Annotated in this window: 25 protein-coding genes; 17 read left to right on the top strand and 8 right to left on the bottom strand. The window is 66.7% G+C overall.

All coding sequences use genetic code 11. From position 1 onward, the window contains the following. Nucleotides 1–46 precede the first annotated feature (46 nt). Nucleotides 47–418: a response regulator transcription factor gene (locus ACZ1I2_RS03335; protein ID WP_465175155.1), complete on the top strand. Its 372-nt coding sequence runs from the start codon at nt 47–49 to the stop codon at nt 416–418. A 24-nt stretch (nt 419–442) separates the two neighbouring features. Next, complete coding sequence (locus ACZ1I2_RS03330) at nt 443–1,999, top strand: PAS domain-containing sensor histidine kinase (protein ID WP_465171024.1); 1,557 nt, start codon at nt 443–445, stop codon at nt 1,997–1,999. Between the two features lie 300 nt (nt 2,000–2,299). Here the strand turns inward: ACZ1I2_RS03330 and ACZ1I2_RS03325 are convergent, their stop codons facing one another. The 3 genes from ACZ1I2_RS03325 to ACZ1I2_RS03315 form a co-directional block, all read right to left on the bottom strand. Beyond that, nucleotides 2,300–3,595, bottom strand: a complete 1,296-nt coding sequence (locus tag ACZ1I2_RS03325; RefSeq protein WP_465175156.1) for a glycoside hydrolase family 130 protein — start codon at nt 3,593–3,595, stop codon at nt 2,300–2,302. A gap of 74 nt (nt 3,596–3,669) precedes the next feature. Further along, nucleotides 3,670–4,365 (bottom strand): hypothetical protein, encoded by a 696-nt coding sequence (locus tag ACZ1I2_RS03320; RefSeq protein WP_465171026.1) that lies wholly within the window; start codon nt 4,363–4,365, stop codon nt 3,670–3,672. 47 nt (nt 4,366–4,412) lie between these two features. Next, nucleotides 4,413–4,706, bottom strand: a complete 294-nt coding sequence (locus ACZ1I2_RS03315) for a plasmid stabilization protein (RefSeq protein WP_465171027.1) — start codon at nt 4,704–4,706, stop codon at nt 4,413–4,415. 129 nt (nt 4,707–4,835) lie between these two features. On the opposite strand from ACZ1I2_RS03315, the gene ACZ1I2_RS03310 reads away from it, so the two are divergent. Next, entirely contained in the window at nt 4,836–5,783 is a 948-nt protein-coding gene (locus ACZ1I2_RS03310) for an oxygenase MpaB family protein (RefSeq protein WP_465175157.1), read from the top strand. A 40-nt stretch (nt 5,784–5,823) separates the two neighbouring features. On the opposite strand, the gene ACZ1I2_RS03305 is transcribed toward ACZ1I2_RS03310, so the two are convergent. Further along, a complete protein-coding gene (locus ACZ1I2_RS03305; protein ID WP_465175158.1) occupies nt 5,824–6,183 on the bottom strand; it encodes a hypothetical protein in 360 nt (119 codons plus the stop codon). A gap of 219 nt (nt 6,184–6,402) precedes the next feature. Beyond that, nucleotides 6,403–6,681, bottom strand: a complete 279-nt coding sequence (locus ACZ1I2_RS03300; protein ID WP_465175159.1) for a hypothetical protein — start codon at nt 6,679–6,681, stop codon at nt 6,403–6,405. Between the two features lie 357 nt (nt 6,682–7,038). Here ACZ1I2_RS03300 and ACZ1I2_RS03295 point away from each other — a divergent pair, with 357 nt between their 5' ends. Together ACZ1I2_RS03295 and ACZ1I2_RS03290 are read left to right on the top strand one after the other, a co-directional pair. Continuing rightward, nucleotides 7,039–7,569, top strand: coding sequence for a TetR/AcrR family transcriptional regulator (locus ACZ1I2_RS03295; RefSeq protein ID WP_465175160.1), 531 nt, complete (start codon nt 7,039–7,041; stop codon nt 7,567–7,569). A gap of 114 nt (nt 7,570–7,683) precedes the next feature. Beyond that, a complete protein-coding gene (locus ACZ1I2_RS03290; RefSeq protein ID WP_465171032.1) occupies nt 7,684–8,502 on the top strand; it encodes an alpha/beta fold hydrolase in 819 nt (272 codons plus the stop codon). Nucleotides 8,503–8,878: 376 nt separating this feature from the next. Here ACZ1I2_RS03290 and ACZ1I2_RS03285 read toward each other — a convergent pair whose 3' ends face one another. Then, nucleotides 8,879–9,274, bottom strand: a complete 396-nt coding sequence (locus ACZ1I2_RS03285) for a hypothetical protein (RefSeq protein WP_465175161.1) — start codon at nt 9,272–9,274, stop codon at nt 8,879–8,881. Between the two features lie 634 nt (nt 9,275–9,908). On the opposite strand from ACZ1I2_RS03285, the gene ACZ1I2_RS03280 reads away from it, so the two are divergent. Further along, entirely contained in the window at nt 9,909–10,724 is an 816-nt protein-coding gene (locus ACZ1I2_RS03280) for an alpha/beta hydrolase (protein ID WP_465175162.1), read from the top strand. 187 nt (nt 10,725–10,911) lie between these two features. Here ACZ1I2_RS03280 and ACZ1I2_RS03275 read toward each other — a convergent pair whose 3' ends face one another. Continuing rightward, complete coding sequence (locus tag ACZ1I2_RS03275) at nt 10,912–11,571, bottom strand: HAD-IA family hydrolase (RefSeq protein ID WP_465171035.1); 660 nt, start codon at nt 11,569–11,571, stop codon at nt 10,912–10,914. 84 nt (nt 11,572–11,655) lie between these two features. Between ACZ1I2_RS03275 and ACZ1I2_RS03270 the strand changes: the two genes are divergently transcribed. The 6 genes from ACZ1I2_RS03270 (at nt 11,656) to ACZ1I2_RS03245 (ending at nt 16,866) form a co-directional block, all read left to right on the top strand. Continuing rightward, nucleotides 11,656–12,780, top strand: a complete 1,125-nt coding sequence (locus ACZ1I2_RS03270; RefSeq protein WP_465171036.1) for an 8-amino-7-oxononanoate synthase — start codon at nt 11,656–11,658, stop codon at nt 12,778–12,780. Next, on the top strand, nt 12,777–13,403 hold the full coding sequence (bioD, locus tag ACZ1I2_RS03265; RefSeq protein WP_465175163.1) for a dethiobiotin synthase: 627 nt from the start codon (nt 12,777–12,779) through the stop codon (nt 13,401–13,403). The genes ACZ1I2_RS03270 and bioD overlap by 4 nt, the downstream gene beginning before the upstream one ends. Next, nucleotides 13,400–14,656 (top strand): adenosylmethionine--8-amino-7-oxononanoate transaminase, encoded by a 1,257-nt coding sequence (locus tag ACZ1I2_RS03260; RefSeq protein WP_465175164.1) that lies wholly within the window; start codon nt 13,400–13,402, stop codon nt 14,654–14,656. Before bioD ends, ACZ1I2_RS03260 begins: the two co-directional genes overlap by 4 nt. Before the next feature lie 293 nt (nt 14,657–14,949). Then, nucleotides 14,950–15,750: a formylglycine-generating enzyme family protein gene (locus tag ACZ1I2_RS03255; RefSeq protein WP_465171039.1), complete on the top strand. Its 801-nt coding sequence runs from the start codon at nt 14,950–14,952 to the stop codon at nt 15,748–15,750. Nucleotides 15,751–15,805: 55 nt separating this feature from the next. Further along, on the top strand, nt 15,806–16,219 hold the full coding sequence (locus ACZ1I2_RS03250; RefSeq protein WP_465171040.1) for a DUF1330 domain-containing protein: 414 nt from the start codon (nt 15,806–15,808) through the stop codon (nt 16,217–16,219). After that, on the top strand, nt 16,216–16,866 hold the full coding sequence (locus ACZ1I2_RS03245; protein ID WP_465171041.1) for a DsbA family protein: 651 nt from the start codon (nt 16,216–16,218) through the stop codon (nt 16,864–16,866). Before ACZ1I2_RS03250 ends, ACZ1I2_RS03245 begins: the two co-directional genes overlap by 4 nt. A gap of 26 nt (nt 16,867–16,892) precedes the next feature. On the opposite strand, the gene ACZ1I2_RS03240 is transcribed toward ACZ1I2_RS03245, so the two are convergent. Continuing rightward, nucleotides 16,893–18,677, bottom strand: coding sequence for an arylsulfatase (locus tag ACZ1I2_RS03240; protein ID WP_465175165.1), 1,785 nt, complete (start codon nt 18,675–18,677; stop codon nt 16,893–16,895). An 86-nt stretch (nt 18,678–18,763) separates the two neighbouring features. On the opposite strand from ACZ1I2_RS03240, the gene ACZ1I2_RS03235 reads away from it, so the two are divergent. From ACZ1I2_RS03235 to ACZ1I2_RS03215, 5 genes are all read left to right on the top strand, one after another. Next, entirely contained in the window at nt 18,764–19,171 is a 408-nt protein-coding gene (locus ACZ1I2_RS03235; protein WP_465171043.1) for a hypothetical protein, read from the top strand. Nucleotides 19,172–19,182: 11 nt separating this feature from the next. After that, entirely contained in the window at nt 19,183–20,832 is a 1,650-nt protein-coding gene (locus ACZ1I2_RS03230; protein ID WP_465171044.1) for a sulfatase-like hydrolase/transferase, read from the top strand. Beyond that, nucleotides 20,832–21,419: a TetR/AcrR family transcriptional regulator gene (locus ACZ1I2_RS03225; RefSeq protein ID WP_465171045.1), complete on the top strand. Its 588-nt coding sequence runs from the start codon at nt 20,832–20,834 to the stop codon at nt 21,417–21,419. Before ACZ1I2_RS03230 ends, ACZ1I2_RS03225 begins: the two co-directional genes overlap by 1 nt. Before the next feature lie 7 nt (nt 21,420–21,426). Further along, entirely contained in the window at nt 21,427–22,188 is a 762-nt protein-coding gene (locus ACZ1I2_RS03220; protein ID WP_465175166.1) for a phosphatase PAP2 family protein, read from the top strand. 124 nt (nt 22,189–22,312) lie between these two features. Continuing rightward, nucleotides 22,313–24,469 (top strand): TonB-dependent receptor, encoded by a 2,157-nt coding sequence (locus tag ACZ1I2_RS03215; protein ID WP_465175167.1) that lies wholly within the window; start codon nt 22,313–22,315, stop codon nt 24,467–24,469. Nucleotides 24,470–24,503: the final 34 nt, after the last annotated feature.

The following is a 24,503-nucleotide window of genomic DNA, read 5'->3' as shown; positions in this document are numbered from 1 at the left end:
GGGATGGCGGTGTGTCGAGCTTCCCCGAGTGGAAGGATCGAATAGCGTGCCCGGCAAACCCCTGATCGCCATCGTCGAGGACGACGAATCGCTGCGTCCCGCGCTGGTGGGGCTGATGCGGTCGCTCGGCTATGACGGCGCGGGCTTCGCTTCGGCCGAGGCGTTCCTGGCGGCGGACGCGCTCGAGCGGGCCGATTGCCTCGTCACCGATTTCCAGCTTCCCGGCATCAGCGGTCTCGACCTCGCCGCGCGGCTGGGCGGGGCGCGGGTGCGGCCGCTGCCGGTGATCCTGGTCACCGCGCGGACCGAGAAGTCGATCGACGAGCGCGGCGAAGCGGCCGGGCTGTTCTGCCTGCTGCGCAAGCCGTTCGAGGCGGACGATCTCGTCTCGTGCATCCGGCGCGCGCTGGACTCCTGAGCGCGCTTTGCCGACAAGGCCCTGGTGGGGGCACCGGCCGACATCCTCGATCTGATCCATGAAAGCGTCGTGACGCGCGATGCGGGCGGGCGCGTGCTCTCCTGGAACGCGGCATCGGAGGAGCTGTATGGCTGGCCCCGCGTCGACGCTTTGGGCCGCAACCTTCACATGCTGCTGAAATCGCGCCATGACCTGCCGGTTGAGGAGGTGGAGGCGCGGCTGCTGGCCGAGGGGCGCTGGGAAGGCGAGGTCGTGCGGACCACCGCCACCGGCGAGGAACGGGTGGTCGACATCCGCTGGAGCGCGGAGCGCGACGTGGCGGGCACGCTGGTGCGGATCATCGAAACGGCCCGCGACATCACCCGGCGCAAGGCCGCCGAGGATGCGCTGCGGATCAGCGAATATCGCTATCGCAACATGTTCGAGGCGATGGCGGTCGCTTTCTGGGAGGTCGACTTCACCGGCGTCGGCGCAATGCTGATTCCGCTGCGCGACCAGGGCGTGACCGATCTGGGCGCCTATCTCCACGCCAATCGCGACTTCGTGCGCGCGACGATGGAGCAGGCGATCGTCGCCGACGTCAACACCAAGGCGCTGGAACTGTTCGGCGCGACCGACGCGAACAGCGTGGTCGGCCAGCCTGCGGCGCGCTTCTGGCCGCGCGACAGCGAGCCCGCCTATATCGACGCGCTGGTCGCGACCATGACGCGCGAGCCGCACCTCGTCACCGAGACTCAATTGCTCCGCCTCGACGGCATGCCGATCGACGTGCTGTTCACCGTATCGCTGTCGCAGGAGAACCGGCGACGCGGCGTGTTGCTGATCGGGGTGGTCGACATCTCCGCGCGCAAGCAGGCGGAGGGCGCACTGCAGCGGCTCCAGGCGGAGTTCGCGCATGCCGCGCGCGTCTCGATGCTCGGCGAGCTGACCGCGTCGATCGCGCATGAGGTGAACCAGCCCCTCGCCGCGATCACCACCAGCGGCGAGGCGAGCCTGCGCTGGCTGGCCAATGACGAACCCGACCTGGAGGAGGTGCGCGGGCTTGCCGGCCGCATGGTCGCCGATGCGCGGCGCGCGGCATCGATCATCGCGCGGGTGCGGGCGATGGCGGAGCGGCGCGAACCAGAGCGCATCGCGTTGTCGCTCAACGCGCTGGTCGAGGACGTCCGCACCTTCCTGGCGCACGAGCTGCGTGCGCAGGACGTGGGCATCGAGCTGAACCTGCAGCCCGACCTCGCCACAGTGTCGGGCGACCGGACTCAGTTGCAGCAGGTCATCGTCAACCTCGCGGTCAATGCGGTCCAGGCGATGGCCGAGGCAGGCGTGCCGGAGCGCATGCTGCGCTTCGCGACGGGCACGCTGCCCGACGGCCGGGTGACGCTGACCGTCGAGGATAGCGGCCCGGGCCTGCCGCCCGACCCCGCCCGGCTGTTCGACAGCTTTTTCACCACCAAGGCGAACGGCATGGGCATGGGCCTGCCGATCTGCCGCACCATCGTCGAAGCGCATGGCGGGGAGATCGGCGGCGAGAATGCGGCGGGCGGCGCCCGGTTCGTCGTGACCCTGCCGGCGCTGGGCTGAGGGCCCGCCGAACCCTCCAACATTTCGCCGTTTTTCCGACTCGTTTTTTTCGTCCGCTGTTATGTTGGATTTCGGCCGGTTTTTTCCCGAACAGGATCAGCCCCTAAAGCGGCGTTTTCGCTGTTATGAACCGAACGGCCACAACAGCGGAAAAAGTGCGGCAAAACAGCGCTATTTACCGCTGTTAGGATGCGAGATTCCGTCCAACATTCCAGTCATGTCAAAGAGCCGCCGGGACCGGCTGACGATGGTCCGGGCGGCGCGACGCTGCCCGAAGCCGCCGGCCGTTTGAATCGACCGCTACTCCATGCACTTGAGCAGCCGATCGACCGTGGTCGTCGCGAAGGCCGCGAAATTGTCGGCCACGCCATAAGGGATCATCAGCTCGCGGCCCTGGAGCAGCGCGCCGCAGCTATAGACCACGTTCGGGACATAGCCGTCGCGCTCGTCGGGGCTCGGGATCAGGATCGGCTCGGGCGTGCGCGCCAGCAGCTTCGACGGATCGGCCTTGTCGAGAAGACAGGCGCCCATGCAATAATTGCGCACCGTGCCGACGCCGTGCGTGAGCACCAGCCAGCCTTCGTCGACCTCGATCGGCGAGCCGCAATTGCCCATCTGGACGAATTCCCACGGGTAGCGCGGCGAGACGATTTTCCCGCCGCCGTCCCAGTGGAGGATATTGTCGGAGCTGTGCAGCCAGATGCTCTCGCTGTCCTGCCGGCCGAGCATGACGTAACGCCCGTCGATCCGGCGCGGGAACAGCGCCATGCCCTTGGCACCCGCCGCGTCGCCGGTGAGCGCACACATGCGGAAGCTGCGGAAATCGGTGCCCGACAGCAGTTCCGGCCGCGCCGCCGCGCCGCTGAACGCGGTATAGGTACCGTAATAAAGGACGCTGCCGTCATCGTCGGTGAAGCGGACGAGGCGCAGATCCTCGATCCCCTGGCGCTGGCTCGGCAGCATCGGGAACAGCACGGTTTCCGAGATCGTGCGGCTGCCGCCGCAATTGAGCGTCACCGCGGCGATCGAATCGTCCCGCGCATCGTCGATGGTCGGCGGCACGGCGGCCGGACTGGCAGGATCGACGCTGATCTGGCCGCCCGGCATCCAGACGCCGGTGCGGAAGGTGACCGAGGAGACATGGCCCTCCCCGATGCCGCGCAGCGACAGGATGAAGCGCACCGCGCCTTCCGGCACGCCCGACTGATCGGGCGCCGCCACCGCGCTGGGATTGAACAGGGCGGCGGCCTCGAACGAGAATTCCTCGCTGAAATAGGCGCCGATCAGGCGCCGTTGCGGATCGTTGACCGCGATCTGCTCGGGCAGGAGCCTGGCGACCTCGTCGAAGCGGCGGCGCAGCATGTCGTCGACATCGCGGTGCCGCTCGTCGAGTGAATGGGTGAGCAGCTGGAGCTCGCTTTCGAGCGACGCCTCGTCCAGCGTCAGGATCCGGTCGACGATCGCCTGGGCGCGCGGATGGCCCTCGACGCGGAACCGGCCCGGATATTCCAGCTCGAACGGCCGGACGACGGTGCGCGACGGATCGGGCCGCAGGATCAGGTCGTGATGGTCGAGCACGGATTCAGCCTGAAGCATCAAGATTCCTTGTTGGGGGGTCGGGCGCCTGAACGTGCGCAGGGGCAGGAGGGTTCATCATGACCGGATCGAGATCATCGGTGCGCGACCATCGGGGGCGTGGCACCGAGCACGTCGCCGGTATAGGTTTCGACCAGCTGGCTGAACGGCGTGCCGTCCGGTAGGCGCAGCACCGCGCGGTGCTCGATCACCTTGTCCGGAATGGCCAGCCTGCCGCCGGTGCCTCGCGGCAAGGCGAGGCGCGAGACGTCCCAGTCATTGGGCAGGGGCGACCATAGCAACGTCGCGCTGATGGTCTGGCGGCGGAAGTGCAGTGCCTGCACCGCGCGGCCGAAGGCGGTGTCGCTGGTATCGAGCAGGGCGTTCATTTCCGGCGTGAGACGCGACGGGACGTACCAATTGTCGGCCTCGGACAGCACGCGGTCACCGCAGCGCAGCCGGACGCGGCGATAGCGCACCAACTCTTCCGCGCCGACCTGCAGGGTCGCCCGCACTTCCGGCGTTACCGGCTTGTCCTGACCGGTAACGCGCTCGGCGACGATCCTGCTGCCCGTCGGCGCGAGCGCGCGGCGGGCGCACCAGCCGTCCAAGGTGAGGGTCGCGCTGTCATGGCTGAGCAGCTCGGCGTTGAGCGTCTGCACCAGCGCCAGCGCGCCGGCCCGTGCGAGCGGCGAGTCAGGCCAGGGAGGCCGCACGTCCCTGTCCCGGGCGACGCCGGGGGAGGCAAGGGCGAGCGCAGCGAGGGCCGCGATGGTTCGGGTGCGGATCACGCGCCTTCATAGCGCGCGGACCCCGCCCGACACCACCGCCGCGACCGTCAGGCCGATGCGTTTCTGCGCCGCGTGTCCCAGCCCTTGCGCGCCGCCGCCGAGCGCTGCTCGGCCGAGCCGGACTTGTGCGCCCGGCCGCCGCGCGACGACGACACATGGGTGTCGGGCTTGCCCCGGCCCGAGCCGGATTTGTTGCCGCCGCCCGATTCCTTGTTGACGGTGGCCCAGGCGCGGCTCTCGGCCTCTTCCTTGGGCACGCCGCGATGCTCATAGCCTTCCTCGATATGCTGGGCCTTGCGCTTCTGCTTGTCGGTATAGGCGCTCTTGTCTCCACGAGGCATGATCTTCTCCTGGTGAAATGGACTGATGCAACAACGCGTTGCGCGGGATCGATATCCCAGCGGCGCGACCATCCGGGCCCAAAGCGGCGCCGGGGCGTTGAGGACGGGAAAGCCAATGAAGGACCACGCATGTTTCACCCGTCGCTGATCGACCCGATCATCGCCCTGCCCTCCGTCCAGCGACGGCTCGATGCCTCGGCATCGGCGCTGATGCGGCCGCCCTCCGGGCCTGACGTGGATTTCACGCAGCCCCCGGGAGAAGCCGCGCTGGTGCCGCCGGATTCGATCTCGTGGCGGGTGTTCAAGAACCCGCTGAGCCTGTTCATCGGCGGTGTCGCGGCGGTCATCCTCGAACTGGCAGAACCTGCGGTACGTACCGGGGTGTGGGAGCATTCTTCGTTCCGCAGCGACCCGGTCACGCGGCTGCAGCGCACTGGCCTTGCGGCGATGATGACGGTCTATGGCGCGCGCAGCCAGGCCGAAGCGATGATCGCCGGCGTCGTGCGGCGGCACGCCGCGGTTTCGGGCGCCACGCCCGGCGGCGAGGCGTATCAGGCCAACGATCCGGTGCTGCTGACCTGGGTGCAGGCGACCGCGAGTTACGGCTTTTGCGAGGCCTATCACCGTTATGCCCACGAACTGAGCCAGGCGGAGCGCGATCGATTCTACGCCGAGGCGGCGCCTTCCGCCCTGCTGTATGGCGCGGTGGCGCCGCCGGCGGACGAAGCGGCGCTGCACGCCCTGTTCGAGACGATGCGTCCGCGCCTCGAAGCCTCGCCGATCCTGTTCGAGTTTCTCGACATCATCCGCACAGCGCCGGCCTTCCCCGCACCGCTGCGGCCGTTGCAGCGCATGCTGGTGCGCGCCGCGGTGGATCTGGTGCCGGGCTGGGTGCGGGATCGGGTCGGCCTCGGGCCGCAACATGGGCTTCGGCCGGGCCAGGCGACCTTGCTCAAGGGCGCGGTGCGGCTGTCCGACCGGCTGATCCTGCCGTCGAGCGCGGCGGTGCAGGCCTCGCGGCGGATGGCGTTGCCGGCGGACTATCTGTTCCGACGTCCCGTTACCGCGAAGGGCTGAGCCATAGAGTCACAAACCGCGAATGGCCGAAAGTTGGTGGTTACGTGCCGTTCGCAAGATCGTCCTGCTCGTCAGCGATCCTGCCCCGAAACTTCAATTCCGGCTGATCAGCGTCCGCTTCGGCATCACTCCATCGAAGTTGGGCCGCATCAACAACTTCGCTCCCCATGTGAGCGATGAAAGCGGCGGTCAGCGCCTCTCTGTGGCGCTCATATTGAGGCAAGTTTGGGTTCAGGTTGTCGGCGAGCAGAAGCCATTCAGCGAACTGTCTCGCATGAACCGGTCCACTTGGCGGAATGATGTTCGAAACATGAAGTGGCTCTCCACGCTTCATGCACCCGCAGAACCCCCAAACGACGCACGCAGTGAGCATCAGCGCGTCGAAACCTGTCTCGCTCATTCCACCCGTTTAGCTGGTTCCCGAAGTGTCCGCTATTGAGGCGTTGGCGGTCGTGCGCATCGATGAGTCCCGATTCTGAGTCCGAGATAGTATGCGGGCACGCCCGCGCGAAATATCACCCCGCGCACGACCCAGTATCTTTCGGACAGGACGACGCCGCCGACGGACAAGGTAGCGCTCTATGCCCTGTTCGACACGATCCGCCCGCGCCTCAGTCAATCAGTTGAGGCCCCACATCGCGGCCCGATTGCGGGCAAGGTCCTTCATGAAATCGTCCAGCGCAGCCAGGCGGCGATCTATTTCCGATGCCGGAACACCATTCCATACGGCGTGATCATAGTGTTCGCGAACGGACTTCAGATCGTCTCCCGCTTGAAAGCGCTCGGACATGTAGAGCGTTTCAAGCAGCTCCGTCGGACGTTCGCGCTCGCCTGATTTCACCAGAGCGTATTTGACGAGATACTCGGACATGATGCCGTCGTTGGATGTGCTGACCATCGTCGTCCCCTTTCCCTCTGGAATATGGGTGGCTGGCACAGCTAGTCCAGAGCAGTGGCGGCTTTCGGGGGGCATGTGCGATTGCCAGAAAAGGGGCGTTAGCGGTCATGCGCACGAGCGGAGCCTGGCGGAACGCGATCCTGCCGTTCAGCGGAGGGGGCGGGAGACTCGACATCGGGATCGGCGCTGTTGATCAGCTTCGGTTTAGGTTGAATGCAAAGGAACAGGCCAACACACTGACAACACACTTTTTAAAAGAGCTTGACGATTATAAGACGACCGGTCATATATAAACCCATGCCCAGACCAGCCAATCCCGAAACGCGATCGCGCCTCCTCGAAAAGGGGGGAGACCTTGTGAGCACCCAAGGCTTCAACGCCACCGGCGTGCAGGAGATCACCACGGCAGCCGGCGTGCCCAAGGGATCGTTCTATAATTACTTTGACAGCAAGGAAGCCTTCGCGGTCGAAGTACTGACCGAGTATTGGGATTCGGTGGTTGCCACCTACGGCCCGATCCTGGCCGATCGCAACATGGCGCCGCTCGCGCGTATCGCCCGCTATTTCGCGGGCCTGGCAGAGTTTCACGAGCGCCGCCGTTATGCGGTCGGCTGCCTGATCGGGAACATGGCGCTGGAGGTGACGCCGACGAGCGAGGACGTGCGAATCAAGCTCGCAGCGATCTATCGCGAGTGGTCCGCCGCGCTCGCCTCATGCTTGCGGGAAGCGCAGGAGAAAGGGGAATTATCGGCCGGAAAGGATCCTGAGCAGCTTGCTGTCGCACTGATCGACACGTTCGAAGGGGCGGTCATGCGGGCCAAGGTCGAACGTAGCCGGGCGCCCTTTGACAGCTTCGAGCGCTTTGTTTTGCCCTCTTTGCTGGCCTAAATATTTTGACCAATTAATAGACGACTGGTCATGTTCTTTTGCCGGATCATCGCTGGAACGCCGCGCCAGCGAGTGATGAATCCTCATCCGCGGCACATTGTGAAGGACTGAGCAATGCCTACGATCACGACAACGGACGGCGTAAACATCTTTTACAAGGATTGGGGATCGGGTCAGCCGATCGTCTTCAGCCACGGGTGGCCGCTGTCGGCCGACGACTGGGACGCCCAGATGACCTTCTTCCTTCGTCACGGCTACCGGGTGATCGCCCATGACCGGCGCGGGCACGGCCGGTCCGACCAGCCCGGCACCGGCAACGACATGGACCACTGGGTCGCCGACCTCGCGGCCCTGACTGAACATCTCGACCTGCGCGACGCGATCCATATCGGGCACTCGACAGGTGGCGGTGAGGTGGCCCGCTATGTCGCTCGCCACCAGGAGCGCGTCGCGAAGGCGGTACTGGTCGCTTCCCTGACGCCAAACATGTACCGGAGCGAGGACAACCCGTCCGGTCAACCGCCGGAGTGGTTCGACGCGATCCGGGCAGGCGTGCTGGGCAACAGGGCGGAGTTCTACCGTTTCGTCCCCGAGAATCCGTTCTACGGCTACAACCTGGATGGGGCCAAGCCTTCGGAGGCAGTCATTGCGAACTGGTGGCGCCAAGGCATGGCCGGCGGTGCTCTCGCACATTACGCGACGGTCGACTCCTGGCTCGAAGATTATACCGAAGACCTCAAGAAGATCACCGTGCCGGTGCTGGTGATGCATGGCGAGGCCGATCAAGTCGTCCCGTTCGCCAGTTCCGTGCCGCGCGCGGTCGACCTGCTCAAGCACGGGTCGCTGAAGACTTATCCCGGCTACCCCCATGGCATGCTGACCACATATGCAGATGTTCTCAACCCTGACCTGCTCTCGTTCATCAGGTCTTGACGACATCTCCATTCATCATCGTCTATGATGAACATTTCTGGTTGTAACTGAGGAGGGTTCGGGTTTCGTCGTAGTGCGAAGGAACGAAAGGAAGCTCGAACCCTCCTCGAAATTCGTCGGCCAAGGTCTCCCGCCGGCCGTGGCAGCGTTGCTCGGGGAGGTCTCTCCACCGTCGGCTTTGCGCCTCGCTCGCTGCCCGCCCAGGGGAATTGAAGAGCAACCGTGGCGTGTGGGATTTGGCTACGCTGCCAAGTCGCCGCTGCATGTCCGCAATCGAGTATGCGGACATGGGCTCGTAGCGTGCGCAAGTGAGGCATCAGCGGTCATGCGCATTGATGCGCCCGCCCTCCGGCCCGCAGGACGCACCAATGTCTGATCAGCAGGGGCCGTGCCAATATACGCCTTGGCCTAACGCCGACCAGCATTCTACAAGCATGGGCAGGTCCCGCTTGTCCAAGGCGAAGCCATATCCCCAGCCGCCGTCGAAATATGGCTTCGTCGTGATATCTACCATCCCGTGGCGGACGATCACCGAAAAAGGCTTCAGGCCAGCGATGACGGGCGGCCATTTGTCTTTCGGAACGTCAACAGATTGCTCGGGCCGAATGAGCGGATAAGCCGCGATCAGGCGTTGGGATTCGGCCTTTATTGCCATCAATTTCGTCTGGTCATGAATAGGGTGCGGGAAGGAACAATATATTGCGAGCGCGATCAGAACGATGATCGGGATCGCAATGCGCAGGCACCCATTCACGCCGGATTCTCCCCACACCTCATGCTCCAGTGTCCCGAACCGGAAGTTCGTTCATGACGACATTCAAATATTCATCAAACGACCTTCAGCACAGTAGAGTCGAATCCGACCGGTCTGAACAGCCCCTCCCCTGAAGAGCAGGGCAATCGCCTATCAGCGCATCACGTTTGTTTCGGCCTGGAGGAAGGAAAAGCGGGGTTCACGCGAAGGCGCGAAGACGCGAAGTTTAGATAGTCTGTCCGTGATAAGCGGTCCGCTTGACCGCATTCGAACATCTTTGCGTCTTCGCGCCTTCGCGTGAACTCATGCTCTGCCCCCTTCCCCACCGTGCCGCGCCATAGGTGATTGCCCTCCCTGAAGGGGAGGGGTTGAGGGGTGGGGCGCGCGTCTGCGCGCTCAAAAGAACCGTTTCACCAGGCACCGGAGCGTCGATCGGGGCATCGAGCCCCGATCGACGCTGCCCCACCCCTGCCCCCTCCCCTGAAGGGGAGGGGCTTAGTAGAGACGTCGGCAACTCGACTTGCGTTCAACCCTAATACCAAGGTCGTACCCCGGCACACCCGCGTAGAATGTCGCGCGCGCGTCCTACCCGGCATGTTTCGGACAGGGACGACGCTGCCGCGGCCGTCCGCATCGAAGCGGGAGATCGGACATGTCGAACACCATCATGCTCATCCACGGCGCCTGGCTGAATGCGCTGGCCTGGGAAGGTTTCAAGGCGCGGTACGAAGCGCGAGGCTATACCGTGCTGGCGCCCGACTGGCCCTATGACGACCGCTCGCCGGCCGAGCTGCGCGACAGCCCGCGCGAGGAGCTGAAGCATCTGGGGCAGCTGCAGATCATCGATCATTACGACGCGCTGATCCGCGGGCTTGCCGAGGCGCCGATCCTGATCGGCCATAGCTTTGGCGGGGTGATCGTCCAGCATCTGCTCGATCGCGGGCTGGGCGCGGTGGGGGTGGCGATCGATCCGGCGCCGACCCCGGGCGTGCCGCTCGGGCCGCAGGCGATCTGGTCGGCATTGCCGGTGCTCGGCGACCTGTTCAGCTGGCGCAAGGCCAAGGTGATGTCGCGGACATTCTTCAAGACGCGTTTCGCGCAGACCGCGCCGAAGGACCAGGCCGATGCGCTGTACGACCGCTATATCGTGCCGACCCCGGGCAAGGTCTATTGGGACGGCATCTTCCTGCGTGCCGGCAGGATCCGCTGGGATAATCCCGAGCGCGCGCCCTTGCTGCTGATCGGCGGATCGCTCGACCTGATCGCCGATGCGAGCATGACCCGGGCGATCTATCGCAAGCAGAGCCTTGCGCCGTCGAAGACCGAGCTGCGCATCTTCGAAGGGCGCTCGCACTGGACCGGGATTGATGCGGGCTGGGAAAACGTGGCCGATTATGCGCTCGATTGGGCACTCTTGAGTGCGCGCGAATCGGAAGTTGTACCGATCAGGGAAGCGCTGGCCGCCTGACCCCCGGCCGTGCCAGCCAGCCCGGGCGGTCCGCCCCCGACCGCCCGGGCTTTTTGCCAAGGACTTCCCTCTACCCCGTTCGGGCTGAGCTCGTCGAAGCCCTGCTCTTCTCTTCCACGGAAGAAAGAACAGCCCTTCGACAAGCTCAGGGCGAACGGAGGGAAGGTACGTCGACCCGAACAACGCTCTACCGACCAATGATCTCCAATCCCTCCGGGCCAACCCGCGCCCCCAACGCAGCATAATCCGGCACCCCGGGATGCGGTGTCTCCAGCGGATGGGCGTGAGTGACGGTAATCACCATCACCGCCGCGCCGGCGGCCTCGGCGGCGGCGATGCCGGCGGGGGTATCCTCGAACACCAGGCAGTGATCGGCGGGGACGCCGAGGCGGTCGGCGGCGAGCAGGAAACAGTCGGGCGCGGGCTTGCCGCGGTCGACATCCTCGGCGGTGATCATCACCGGCGGTATGGGCAGGCCGGCCGCTTCGAGCCGCCGCGTCGCCAGCGCGCGCGGGGCGGAGGTGACGATCGCCCAGCGATCCGCCGGCAGCGCGGCGAGGAAGGCATGGGCACCGGCGATCGCTTCCACACCCTCGACATCCTCGATCTCCAGCCGGGTGATCTCGGCGGCCTCGGCCTCCGGATCGACGCCGGGCAGCGCGAGACGGCGCACCGTCTCGACGCTGCGCACGCCGTGGATCGTCGGCAGAAAGGCCTCGACGTCGAGGCCGTGACGGCGTGCCCAGCCAGCCCAGACCCGCTCGGCGGCGACGATCGAGGTGAGGATCGTGCCGTCCATGTCGAACAGGAAAGCGGCGAAGTGGCGGTCGGGGAAAGGCTGAGTCATTGCCCGCGCTCCTGCGCCCGGCGGGCACGCGGCGCAAGCCGCGCTCTATCGTCATCGCCGCGCGATGCCGCTAGAGCGCCGCCCATGTCGGCGCTCGAGGCCCTTGCAGACGATCTGACCCGGCTTGCCGCGCAGGACCGGTTGCGCACGCTGGTGCCGCGGCGCGGGGTGGATGTTTCCTCCAATGACTATCTGGCGCTCGCTACCTCGCCGCGACTGGCGCGGGCGGTGGCGCAGGCGGTCGAACGCGGGGTACCGGTCGGATCGGGCGGATCGCGGCTGTTGCGCGGCAATCACGAGGAGCATGAAGCGCTGGAGGCGGAAGCGGCGGCGTTTTTCGGGAGCGAGGCGGCTTTGTTCTTCTCGAGCGGCTATACCGGCAACGCCACGCTGTTCGCGACCCTGCCGCAGCGGGGCGACCTGATCGTGCATGATGCGCTGATCCATGCCAGCGCGCATGAGGGCATGAGGCTGAGCCGGGCCGATGCCGTCGCCGCGACGCATAACGACCCCGAGGCGTTCGAGACCGCCATTGCCGGATGGCGCCGCGCCGGCGGCACCGGGCGACCGTGGATCGCGGTGGAGAGCCTGTACAGCATGGACGGCGACCGGGCGCCGATCGACGCGCTGGCGGCGGTGGCCGAACGGCACGATGCGATGCTGCTGATCGACGAAGCGCATGCCACCGGCGTGTTCGGCGCGCAGGGGCGCGGTCTCGCGGCGGCGCTCCATGGGCGCGAGAATGTCGTCACGCTCCATACCTGCGGCAAGGCGATGGGGTGCGAAGGGGCGCTGGTTTGCGGCCCGCAGGTGGTGCGCAATTTCCTGGTCAATCGCGGGCGCGGCTTCGTCTTCTCGACGGCGCCGTCCCCGCTGATGGCGAGCGCCGTGCGCGAGAGTCTACGCATCCTGGCCGATGAGCCAGAACGGCGCGCCGGCTTGTGGGATCTGGTCGGCGCGGCCGAACAGGCGCTCGACCGCTGCGGCGTGGCGCCGACCGGATCGCAGATCCTGCCGCTGGTGCTGGGCGACGATGCGCGGACGATGCGCGTCGCCGCCGCGGTGCAGGCGGCCGGGTTCGACGTGCGCGGCATCAGGCCACCGACGGTGCCGCAGGGCAGTTCGCGGCTGCGCATCTCGCTGACGCTCAACCTGACGGTGGCGGATGTGGATGCGCTGGCCGATGCGATTGCGGGGGCGATCGCGTGACGGCGCGGATCGTCGTCACCGGGACCGATACCGATGTCGGCAAGACGGTGTTCGCCGCCGCGCTCGCCGGGGCGCTGAGCGCGTCCTATTGGAAACCGGTCCAGGCCGGGCTGGAGGACGGCGGCGATGCCGCGACCGTCGCGCGGCTGAGCGGGCTGGCGCCGGAGCATATCCTGGCCGAGGCCTATCGGCTGACCACGCCCTGCTCGCCCGACCGTTCGGCGGCCATCGACGGGGTAACGATCGATCCGGCGCGGCTGGTGCCGCCGGTGCTCGACGGTCCGCTGGTGATCGAGGGCGCGGGCGGGGTGCTGGTGCCGGTAACGGGCGAGCTGGTCTTTGCCGATCTGTTCGCGCGCTGGGCGCTGCCGGTGGTGCTGGTCGCGCGGACGACGCTCGGCACGATCAACCACAGCCTGTTGTCGATCGAGGCCTTGCGGTCGCGCGGCGTGCCGATCCTGGGCGTGGCGTTCACCGGCGATGCGGTCGAGCATAGCGAGGTAACCATCGCGCGGATCGGCGGGGTGAAAAGGCTCGGCCGGCTGCCGCATCTGGCGCCGCTCGATGCGGGCACGCTCGCCGCCGCCTTTGCCGCGCATTTCAATCTGGCGGATTTCCGGTGAAGAGATCGCCGATCTGGCATCCCTTCACGCAGCATGGGCTGGGCGAGCCGATCCCGCTCGTCACGCATGCCGAGGGCGCGGCGCTGTTCACCGAAGACGGGCGGCGGATCGTCGATGCGATCTCCTCCTGGTGGGTGACGACGCATGGGCATCGCAACCCGCGCATCATGGCCGCCATCGCCGAGCAGGCGGCCAGGCTCGACCAGATCATTTTTGCCGGCTGGACGCATGAGCCGGCCGAGACGCTCGCGCGCGGGCTGATCGAGATGATGCCCGCCGAACTGAGCCGGGTGTTCTTCTCCGATTCGGGATCGACCAGCGTCGAGGTCGCGCTGAAGATGGCGCTGGGGTTCTGGGCAAATCGCGGCGAGCCGCGGCACCGCGTGCTGGTGATGCAGCACAGCTATCACGGCGATACGATCGGCGCGATGTCGGTCGGCGCGCGCGGGGTGTTCAACCGGGCCTATGCGCCGTTGCTGTTCGATGTCGGCACCCTGCCATTCCCCGCCGCGGGGCGCGAGCAGGACACGCTCGACGAGCTGGAAGCCGCCTGCCACGCCAGGCCCGCCGCGCTGATCGTCGAGCCGCTGATCCTCGGGGCGGGCGGGATGCTGATCTATCCGGCCCGGGTGCTGGCCGAGATGCGCGCGATCTGCGCGCGGCACGGCGTGTTGTTCATCGCCGATGAAGTGATGACCGGTTGGGGGCGGACCGGCACCTTGCTGGCGTGCGAACAGGCCGGGATCGTGCCCGACATCCTGTGCCTGTCGAAGGGGCTGACCGGCGGGGCGGTGCCGCTGGCGGTGACCATGGCGAGCGAGGCGATCTACGACGCGCATTGGTCGCAGGACCGGGCGACGATGTTTTTCCATTCGTCGAGCTACACCGCCAACCCGATCGCCTGCGCCGCGGCCAACGCCAATCTCGCCATCTGGCGCGAGGAGCCGGTGCTGGAGCGGATCGCCGATCTGGCCCGGCGCCAGCAGGCGCGGCTGGCGAAGGTCGCCGCACTGCCGACGGTGCGCAACGCGCGGCAGATCGGCACGATCACGGCGATCGAGATCGCCGACGAACAGGGCGATTATCTGTCGTCGATCGGCCCGCGCCTGCTCGCTTCTTTCCGGGGCAGGGATCTGCTGCTTCGGCCGCTCGGCAACACCGTCTATGTCATGCCGCCTTATTGTATCGACGATGGGGATCTGGACCTGATCTATGCCGCGATCGGTGAGGCGTGCGAGCTTGGGGCGGGATGATGAGGCGCGTTTTTCTTCTTCCCCGGCGGAGGCCGGGGCCCAGTAGGGAGGCAGAAGGAAACGGGCGGGGCGGCCATTTCACAGCTCCCCCAACTGGACCCAGTTCCGGGTTGAACATACCCCGTATGTTCAAGGATCGTCCGGGGGACGATCCGACCCGGAACTCTTCGCCGGGGAAGGTGAAGTGTACCTGGGCACGGTTGCTCTTCTCCACCGTTGCGCTCCCGTTGCTGGCCACCGCCTGCACATCGAAACAGCCGGCATCCGTCTGCACCGACCTGTCGAAGGCCCCGATGGTCGCCATCCCCGGCGGCAGTTTCACCATGGGCGACGACCCGCTCTACCCCGAGGAGGGGCCACCGCGCAGGGTGTCGGTCAAACCCTTCTGGATCGATACGCACGAGCTGACCAATGCCGAGTTCGCCGCCTTTGTGAAGGCGACCGGCTACACGACCATGGCGGAACGCGATCCGCCAAAATTGCCCGGCGCGCCGCCCGAGATGCTGGTGCCAGGGTCCGCCGTTTTCAGCGTGCCGAGCCAGGACGATCCGCGCTGGTGGCGCTGGTCGGTCGGGGCGCAGTGGCGGCATCCGTCGGGGCCGGCGGAATCGATCGTCGGACGCGACCGGGAGCCGGTGGTGCAGATCGCGTTCGAGGATGCCCAGGCCTATGCGCGCTGGGCAGGCAAGCGCCTGCCGACCGAGGCCGAATGGGAATATGCCGCGCGCGCCGGGCAGAAGGCGTTGCCCGAGCCGGTGGATGGCGAGGGCCGTCCCCAGGCCAATTATTATCAGGGCGTCTTCCCGCAGCGCGATCTCGCGCTCGACGGCTATAAGGGCCGCGCGCCGGTGGGGTGCTTCAAGCCCAACGCCTTCGGCCTGTACGACATGATCGGCAATGTGTGGGAATGGACCAGCGACCCCGGCGGGCCGCAGGGCGACATGCATGTCATCAAGGGCGGATCCTATCTCTGCGCGGGCAATTATTGCGCGCGCTACCGCCCTGCCGCGCGCCAGTTCCAGGAACGCGGGCTCGGTACCGATCATATCGGGGTGCGTCTGGTCGCCGACCGGCCGGTGCCGCCGCGTCATTGACCCGCCTGCCATGATATGACACGTATTGTGCCAATATCACGGCTGGAGGCGTCGCATGAAGGTCACCAACACCGTCTTCCCGGGCGCCGAACAGGCCGCGGCGTTTTTCGGCGGGGTCGAGGACGGGCCGTTCGTGATGGTCAATTTGCTGAAGTTCAGGGAGCGCGCCGATTATGCCGATGGCTCCGAGCCGGAGCTGAGCGGACGCGAGGCCTATCGCCGTTATGGCAAGGCGGTGCTCGCCTGCCTGGCCTCGGTCGGCGCAAGGTCGGTCTATGCGGGGGACGTCACCGAGCTGATGCTCGGCGAGGCGGACGAGCTGTGGGACATGGTGGCGCTGGCCGAATACCCCTCGCGCGCGGCGATGATGGCGATGGTGGCGTCGCCCGAGTATCAGGCGATCGAGAAGCACCGGATCGCCGGGCTTGCCGGGCAGCTCAACATCCGCACCAAGGCGCTGGGCGGGTGACCCTGAGCTACGATCTCTACTGGTCATTCCGCTCACCCTATTCCTATCTGGTGACGCCCCGGCTGGTCGAGCTCGAACGCGACCATGACGTCATGGCGCGCGTGCGCCCGGTCTATCCGATCGCGGTGCGGCAACCCGATTTCTTCGCCAACAACGATCCGCTCTGGCTAAGCTATTTCCTGCGCGACATCGGGCGGAGCGCCGACTTCGTCGGGCTGCCGTTCCGCTGGGCGTCGCCCGACCCGGTGACGATGGACATGGCGACGCGGACCTATCCGAAGGAGCAGCCTTATATCCACCGGCTGACGCATCTCGGCGTGGCGGCGGCGGAGCGCGGCCGGGGGCTGGCGTTTCTGGACGAGGTGAGCCGGCTGATCTGGGGCGGGGCGGTGACCGACTGGCATCTCGGCGATCATCTCGCCCGGGCGGCGGAACGCGCCGGGCTCGACCTGGCGGAGATGGATGCGGCGGTCGCGGCGGATCCGGACCATTATGCGGCGGTGGTCGAGGCCAATCAGGAAGCGCAGCGCGCCGGGGGGCATTACGGCGTGCCGCTGATGGTGTTCGAGGGCGAACCGTTCTTCGGGCAGGACCGGTTCGACCAGCTCAAATGGCGGATGGCGCAAAGCGGGCTGGCGAAGCGCTGAATCCTCCCGATCCGGCACGGGGAGGATCACGCCCGCCTCCTCCGCCACCACAGCACGCCCGTCACGAGCGCTCCCAACGCCAAAAGCCCCGCCAGCAACCGAAGCAGCTTCGGCCGCACGCTCCGGTTGAAGCCGTTGCGGTTGATCTGCGCCGCGGCGGTATAGCCGGCGGGCATCGGCAGCACCTGATCGCGCCGGGCGAAGGCGGCGTAATCGGCCTGGAGCGCCTTGAACAAGGTCGGCATCGTGCCCGCCAGATCGCGCGTCTCGCCGGGATCGCGGGCGATATCGTAAAGGTGCCATTCGCCGGTGCCGGTCGGCGGCAGATTCTTGACCAGCTTATAGTCGCCGCGGAACACCGCGGCGTTGCCCGAAAGTTCATAGCCGATCGCCTGGTCGGCGGGATGCACGCTGTCGGTCGCCCCGCTCAGCACCGGCCAGAGATTCGCGCCGGTCATCGGCTCGACCGGCTTGCCGCGATACGTGCCGCCATGGCCGGGGACCCGGGCGAGCGCGAGAAGGGTCGGGGCGATGTCCGTCACATAGGCGAAGCGGCCGGCGATCATGCCCGCCCTCATCGCCGGATTGCCCGGCCAGGCGATGATCAGCGGCACGCGCAGGCCACCCTCGGTCGCGGAGAATTTATAGCCGCGCAAGGGAGCGACGGCGGCGCTGGCCCAGCCGGGGCCGATCGCGGTAAAGGAGCCGCGCCGGCCCTGCGAGTCCGGTGCGAGATCATAATGCACCCGGCTGTTGAGCGCGCTGAGCCAGGTCGCCATCGGATCGGTCGGCTCGGCGCCGTTATCCGACAGGAAGATGAAGACGGTATTCGCATAGTCGCCGGTTGCCTTGAGATGCGCGACCAGCCGGCCGATCTCGACATCCGCCGCCTCGGCCATGCCGCCATAGGCCGCCATGGCGCGGGCCTGCGCGGCACGTTCCCCAAGCGGGAGGGCGTTCCAGTCGCGGGTCGTGGACATGGCGACCATCGGCGCGCCGGCGGGAATGATGCCGAGCGCCGCCGCGCGGTCGCGCCGCGCGGTGCGCAGTGCGGTCCAGCCGCTCCGATAGGCCGTGCGATAGCGCACGATATAGGCGTCGGGTGCCTGGACCGGGATATGGTTGGCGAGGAAGTTCACCGAGGCGAAAAAGGGTTTTCCGCCGGATCGCCCGCGATCGATATAGTCGATCATCCGGTCGACCACGAAGCGCGAGGAATAATAATCCCCGGGCAGGGTCGCGGGCTTGCCGTCCTCGGTCCAGTCGGCGGTCTCGTAGAGGCCCTCGATCGGGCGCTGTTCGAAATTGTCGGCACCCGCGTCGGCCAGCGAGAAGGCGTGATCATAGCCGCGCGCGGTGGGCAGCTTGTCCGGGGTGCGGCCGAGATGCCATTTGCCGGTGAGATAGGTGCGGTAGCCGCCGTCGCGGAACAGGCTGGCCAGCGTCACCACCCGGTCGTTGAGCACGGTGTCGTAGCCCGGCTTGCCGACATGGTCGGGCGGGATCGTCTCGGGCATATTGCCCAGGCCGGCGCGGTGATTGCTGACCCCGGTCTGGAGCATCGCGCGCGTCGGCGAGCAGGTGCCGGCGACATGGAAGTTGGAGAAGCGCACCCCTGCGGCGGCCAGCGCATCGATATTGGGGGTGCGGATCTCGCTGCCGAAACTACCGACATCGCTGAAGCCCCAATCGTCGGCGAGCAGGACGACGATATTGGGCCGCTTCCGCTCCGCCGCCGATGTGCCGGAAGCGAGTGTGAACGTCGCGAGCAGGGCGAGACTCGCGAACACTGATTTCCAGGGCCTGCGCATCGACATCTTCCCCCTTGCCCTAGGATGCGCCCGGATAATGGCATTATCAATGCCGAAATGTTGCAAAGACCCGCGCGGCTGATACGATGCCGCGAATCAAAGGGGAGGCCGTCATACGAAAGGCAATTCGCGCCGCGATCGCGTTGGTCGGGCTGTTCAACCTGGCAATCGGGCTTGGCTTTCTGATCGACCCCGCGCGGCTCGGCGCCAATTTCTTCCTGTTGCCTGCCAGCATCCAGGGACTGGCGACGATGCGCGCCGATTTCACGGCCTTTTTCATGACCGGCGGCGCCTTCGCGCTGTACGGCGCATGGCACGGTCGGGCCGAGCCTCTGAGCACGCCGCTGCTGCTGCTCGCCCTCGCGCTGATCGGGCGCTGTATCGGCATCGCCATCGACGGGGCGTCGCCGACCGCGCATGAGCCGGTGGTCGCCGAAGCGGCGATGATCGCGATCCTGCTCGCGGGGCGCCACATCCTGTCCACCCCGCACTGAGGGCCGACCCCGTGAAGACATGGCTGAAAATCCTGCTCGGAACGGTCGCGCTGCTGCTGGTCGGCGGCTATCTCGCCAGGGACTATGTTCTGCTGCATCTGGCGGGATGGATGGCGCCGCATGTCTATCCCAACCACCCGGTCGCCTGGCAGAGCGGGCCGGACGTGGCGCAGCTGCCGGCCGACAAGCGCCCGCCCAATGTGATCCTGATCGTCGCCGACGACCTCGGCTATAATGATATCAGCTTCAATGGCGGCGGCGTGGCGGGCGGGTTGCTCAAGACCCCCCATATCGATGCGCTGGGCCGCGACGGCGTCAGTTTCGCCGACGGCTATGCCGGCAACGCGACCTGCGCGCCGTCGCGCGCGGCGCTGATGACCGGGCGCTATCCGACGCGGTTCGGCTTCGAGTTCACGCCGACCGACACGCGCTTCGCGCGCACCATCGCCGGCTTCCCGACCAGCTGGGACAAGCGCACGATCTTCGACGAGGAGGCGGCGCGGACCGATCCGCCGGCCGACGACAAGGGCGTGCCGGGATCGGAGCTGACCATCGCCGAGCTGATGCGCGGCAAGGGCTATCACACGCTGCATCTCGGCAAATGGCATCTCGGCGGCGCCAGGGGCATGCGGCCCGAGGACCAGGGGTTCGACGAGAGCCTGGGCTTCATCATCGGCGCGCAGATGTTCCTGCCGGAGAACGACCCGAACGTCGTCAATTCGAAACAGGATTTCGACCCGATCGACAAATATCTATGGGCGAACCTGCCGTTCAGCGTCCAGTATAACGGCAGCGTACCGTTCCGGCCGAACCGCTACATGACCGATTATCTGACCGACCAGGCCGTCGACACGATCAAGGCCAATCGCAACCGGCCCTTTTTCCTCTACCTCGCCTATAACGCCCCGCACACGCCGCTCCAGGCGCTGAAGGCGGATTACGACGCGCTGCCGCAGATCGCCGACCATCGCACCCGGGTCTATGCCGCGATGATCCGCGCGCTCGACCGCGGCGTCGGGCGAGTGACGGCCGAACTCAAGGCGCAGGGGCTCGACCGAAACACGCTCGTCATCTTTACCAGCGACAATGGCGGCGCGCATTATATCGGCCTGCCCGACATCAACCGGCCTTATCGCGGCTGGAAAGCGACCTTTTTCGAAGGCGGCGTGAAAGTGCCGTTCTTCATGCGCTGGCCGGCGCAGATCAGGCCGGGCACGCGCATCGACGGACCGGTCAGCCATTTCGACATCTTCGCGACGGCCGGCAAGGCCGCCGGAATCGCCATGCCGGGCGACCGCGCGGTGGACGGTGTTGACCTGCTGCCGTTCGTCGAGGGCAAGCAGGCGGGGAACCCGCACCCGATCCTGTTCTGGCGCGACGGTGCCTATCGGACGGTGCGGGACGGTGACTGGAAGCTGCAGATGCTCGACCTGCCGCGCAAGGCCTTGCTGTTCGATCTGCGGAACGACCCGACCGAGCAGCATGACCTTGCCGCGCAGCAACCCGCCCTCGTCGCGCGATTAAAGGCATTGCTCGCGGATCATGATAGGAGCAGCGTCAAGCCGGCCTGGCCATCGCTGATCCGATCGCCGATCGCGATCGACCGGCCATTGGGCACCAGACCCAAACCGGGCGAGACTTATATCTATTGGGCGAATTGATGGATCAGCAAAAGGGGCGCTCGGCCGACGGGCGCAGGAGACGGTCGGAATCGAGCCGCGACAAGATCGTCGAGGCGATGCTGGCCCTTGTCGCCGAGGGACAGATCACGCCGAGCGCCGAACAGGTCGCCGGCCGTGCGTCCGTCGGGCTGCGCAGCGTGTTCCGGCACTTCAAGGACATGGAGAGCCTCTATGCCGCGATCACCGCCCGGCTTGCCCGCCAGTACGAGATGTGGCTGGTCCCTTATACCGCGACTGACTGGCGCGGGCAGCTGAGCGAGACGACCGACCGGCGGCTGACCACCTATGAGAAGCTGATGCCGTTCAAGCGCGCCGGCGATGCGCACCGGCACGAATCCGCGGCGATCCAGACGGAGCATGCCCGTGCCCTGGCCTTCATGCGCGCCAAGCTGAAGTCGATCCTGCCCGAGGAGATCGCGTCCGATGCACTGACCTTCGAGGCGATCGACCTGATGCTGAGCTTCGAGACATGGCAAAGGCTGCGCATGGAACAGGGGCTTTCCGTGAAGAAAGCGGGCGCGGTCGTGCGCGCGCAGGTTGATCGGCTGACCGAACCCGGCCAGTGATAGGCGGGTGACGCCAGACGCCCCCCTTTCCGACGATCCTCTCCACGCCGAGGGCGCCGATACGGGCGGGCGCATCCCCGACGATATCCGGCATCCCCCATGGCTGAGGCTTGGCGCCGGCGCGGTTGCCGCTTCGGTGCTGATCCTGGGCCTGGTCGGCACCCTGATCGATCGCGGCTGGCAGTTCGGTTTCGACAGCCGCATCCTGCTCGCGATGCGCGGCGGCACGATGCACGGCACGCCGATCGGCCCGTTCTGGCTGAAACAGGCAATGATCGACGTAACCGCGCTGGGCGGTGAGACCGCGCTCGTGATCCTGGTGACGATCGTCGCCGGGTTCCTGGCGGTCCAGCGCCAGTGGCTGACCTTCTGGCTGGTGCTGGGCGGGACGATCAGCGGATCGATCGCGGTCGCCATCGCCAAGGCGCTGATCGGCCGCGCCCGCCCGGCGCTGACCGATCATCTCGTCGAGGTGAGCTCCGCAAGCTTCCCCAGCGGCCATGCGGCGAACAGCGCGATCATCTATCTCACCATTGCCCTGCTGATCGTCCAGATCGTCGAGGAGCAACGCGCACGTCGCTATATCCTGATTGTCGCCGGCCTGCTGGTGATCGCGATCGGGTTCAGCCGGGTCTATCTCGGCGTCCATTGGCCGAGCGACGTGATCGCCGGGTGGAGCTTCGGAACGCTCTGGGCGCTGGCGTGGTGGGCACTCGGCGCCTGGTTGCGACTCAAGCGCGCCGGCTCGTCGGTCGTCTACGCGCCGTAACATGCGGGTCGCGACGCTGTAACACGCATCTCATCGGCGAAGCGTGCGGTCGCGACGACGAACCGCCTTGATACTTTATAACATCGTATATACTGCGCTGCACAACGCCCAGTTGGAGTATGCCATGACGCTGAAGATCGCCCTGCTCGCCGGTACCGCCCTGATGTTCGCCGGGCCGGCCTATGCGCAGGACGCGCCTTCGGCGCCGACCACCGACAACATCGCGCCGGCCGATCAGGGGCATGACGTGATCGTCACCGCACCGTTCCGGCAAAGCGAGACCGACGTGCTGTCGGGCACCTCGGTGGTGAGCGGCGAGGAGCTGACCCGCGACCTGAAGCCGACCATCGGCGAGACGCTGGCGAAGCAGCCGGGCGTGTCCGCCACCTCGTTCGGCCCGAGCGCGTCGCGCCCGATCCTGCGCGGCTTCCAGGGCGAGCGGGTCCGGGTGCTGACCGACGGCATCGGATCGATCGACGTCTCCAACACCTCGGTCGACCATGCGGTGATCATCGATCCGCTGCTGGCCGAGCGCATCGAGGTGCTGCGCGGTCCTTCCGCCTTGCTGTTCGGCTCGTCGGCGGTTGGCGGCGTGGTCAATGTGATCGACACGCGCATTCCCCGCGCGATCCCGGCCAAGGGCTATCGGCTCGACGGGATCGCCACCTATGGCTCGGCCGCGAACGAGCGGTCGGGCGGCCTGGCCGGCGACGTGGCGGTCGGCGAGCATCTCGTGCTGCATGCCGACGGATCCTATTCGAAGAGCGACGACCTCCATATCGGCGGCTATGCGCTGACCGCGCAGCGCCGGCAGGAAGCGATCGCCACCAGCCAGCTGCCGCCGGCGGCGCCCGTGCCCGGCGAGGACCCGATCGACTATGCCGCCAACGCCGCGATCCGCGGCACGCTGCCCAATTCGGCGGCGGAGACCTGGACCGCGGGCGTCGGCGCCTCGATCATCACCGACACCGGCAATCTCGGCATCTCCTACAGCCATTATGACAGCCTGTACGGCGTGCCGATCCGCTATGCGACCCTGCCCGACCAGGGCCAGGAAGCGCCGCGTCTCGACATCGTGCAGAACCGGTTCGACCTGCGCGGCGAAGTCGATACCGGCGGGGGCTTCCTCGACAAGATCCGCATCCGCGCGGGCCATGCGACCTATCGCCACTTCGAGCTGGCGCCGGACGGATCGGTCGGCACCGCCTTCTACAATAACGGCACCGAGGCGCGGCTCGAGCTGGTCCAGGCCAAGAAGGGCGCCTGGCTGGGCGCGTCGGGCGTGCAATATTTCAACCGCGTGTTCAACGTGGTCGGCGACGAGGCCTTCCTGCCCAAGAACGAGACCAACCAGACTGGCCTGTTCACCTTGCAGCAGCTCGACCTGGGCAAGTTCAAGGCCGAGGCGGGCCTGCGCTACGAGCTGACCGACGTCGCGGCGCGCACGCCGCTGGGCGACGATCGCTTCTTTGCCGGGCAGCGGCATTATGAGGCGCTGTCGGGCTCGCTCGGCGCGTCCTACGGGATCAGCGATGCGGTGCGGTTCGGCCTGAACCTGTCGCGGACCGAGCGTGCGCCGTCCGCCGAGGAGCTGTTCGCCAATGGCGCCCATGCCGGCACCCAGGCCTATGAGCTGGGCAATCCCGACTTCAAGCTGGAGAAGAGCTGGGGGATCGAAGGCACGCTGCACGCGCATGGCAATGGCTTCAGCTTCGATGCGTCGGCCTATTATAACCGCTTCAGCAACTATATCGCCGAGATCCAGGTCGCGCAGGCGGTGTGCGAAGCGGCTGCCGCACCGAGCGGACGCACCGTCGACTTCCCCTGTTTCCAGTCAGTGCAGACCGACGCGACCTATTATGGCGTCGAAGCCGAGGCATCGGTGCTGCTCGCCCAGATCGGCGGCTACAAGATCAACGTCGATGCGCTGGGCGACTATGTCCATGCCTCGATCGTCGACCAGGGCCCGCTGCCGCGCATCCCGCCGGCGCGCGTGCTCGGCGGGATCGAGGCGCAGGGCGAGACGCTCAACGGCCGCCTCGAGCTCGAGCATGCGTTCGACCAGAACCGGATCGCCGCGTTCGAGACGCCGACCGACGGCTATACGATGGTCAACGCCTCGGTCGGGATCAAGCCGTTCGGCCCCGGCAACAAGACCATGCTGACGATCAGCGCCAACAACATCTTCGATGTCGATGCGCGGCGATCGGCGAGCTTCCTCAAGGATTTCGCGCCGCTCGCCGGCCGCGACATCCGCGCGACGCTGAAGTTCAGCCTCTGACTTCGCAGCCCCCTCGCCTGACGGCGAGGGGGCC

Source organism: Sphingomonas sp. BL-S-29 (genome assembly GCF_055521495.1).
The sequence above is the reverse complement of the archived record's forward strand: the minus strand, read 5'-3'. Positions and strand labels throughout refer to the sequence as shown.

What these genes read in the sequence shown, in the direction of transcription:
- ACZ1I2_RS03325 (WP_465175156.1), bottom strand. Translation starts at nt 3,595, where the DNA reads ATGCTTCAGGCTGAATCCGTGCTCGACCATCACGACCTGATCCTGCGG.
- ACZ1I2_RS03315 (WP_465171027.1), bottom strand. Translation starts at nt 4,706, where the DNA reads ATGCCTCGTGGAGACAAGAGCGCCTATACCGACAAGCAGAAGCGCAAG.
- ACZ1I2_RS03310 (WP_465175157.1), top strand. Translation starts at nt 4,836, where the DNA reads ATGTTTCACCCGTCGCTGATCGACCCGATCATCGCCCTGCCCTCCGTC.
- ACZ1I2_RS03305 (WP_465175158.1), bottom strand. Translation starts at nt 6,183, where the DNA reads ATGAGCGAGACAGGTTTCGACGCGCTGATGCTCACTGCGTGCGTCGTT.
- ACZ1I2_RS03300 (WP_465175159.1), bottom strand. Translation starts at nt 6,681, where the DNA reads ATGGTCAGCACATCCAACGACGGCATCATGTCCGAGTATCTCGTCAAA.
- ACZ1I2_RS03290 (WP_465171032.1), top strand. Translation starts at nt 7,684, where the DNA reads ATGCCTACGATCACGACAACGGACGGCGTAAACATCTTTTACAAGGAT.
- ACZ1I2_RS03280 (WP_465175162.1), top strand. Translation starts at nt 9,909, where the DNA reads ATGTCGAACACCATCATGCTCATCCACGGCGCCTGGCTGAATGCGCTG.
- ACZ1I2_RS03275 (WP_465171035.1), bottom strand. Translation starts at nt 11,571, where the DNA reads ATGACTCAGCCTTTCCCCGACCGCCACTTCGCCGCTTTCCTGTTCGAC.
- ACZ1I2_RS03270 (WP_465171036.1), top strand. Translation starts at nt 11,656, where the DNA reads ATGTCGGCGCTCGAGGCCCTTGCAGACGATCTGACCCGGCTTGCCGCG.
- ACZ1I2_RS03255 (WP_465171039.1), top strand. Translation starts at nt 14,950, where the DNA reads ATGGTCGCCATCCCCGGCGGCAGTTTCACCATGGGCGACGACCCGCTC.
- ACZ1I2_RS03250 (WP_465171040.1), top strand. Translation starts at nt 15,806, where the DNA reads ATGAAGGTCACCAACACCGTCTTCCCGGGCGCCGAACAGGCCGCGGCG.
- ACZ1I2_RS03240 (WP_465175165.1), bottom strand. Translation starts at nt 18,677, where the DNA reads ATGCGCAGGCCCTGGAAATCAGTGTTCGCGAGTCTCGCCCTGCTCGCG.
- ACZ1I2_RS03235 (WP_465171043.1), top strand. Translation starts at nt 18,764, where the DNA reads ATGCCGCGAATCAAAGGGGAGGCCGTCATACGAAAGGCAATTCGCGCC.
- ACZ1I2_RS03225 (WP_465171045.1), top strand. Translation starts at nt 20,832, where the DNA reads ATGGATCAGCAAAAGGGGCGCTCGGCCGACGGGCGCAGGAGACGGTCG.
- ACZ1I2_RS03215 (WP_465175167.1), top strand. Translation starts at nt 22,313, where the DNA reads ATGACGCTGAAGATCGCCCTGCTCGCCGGTACCGCCCTGATGTTCGCC.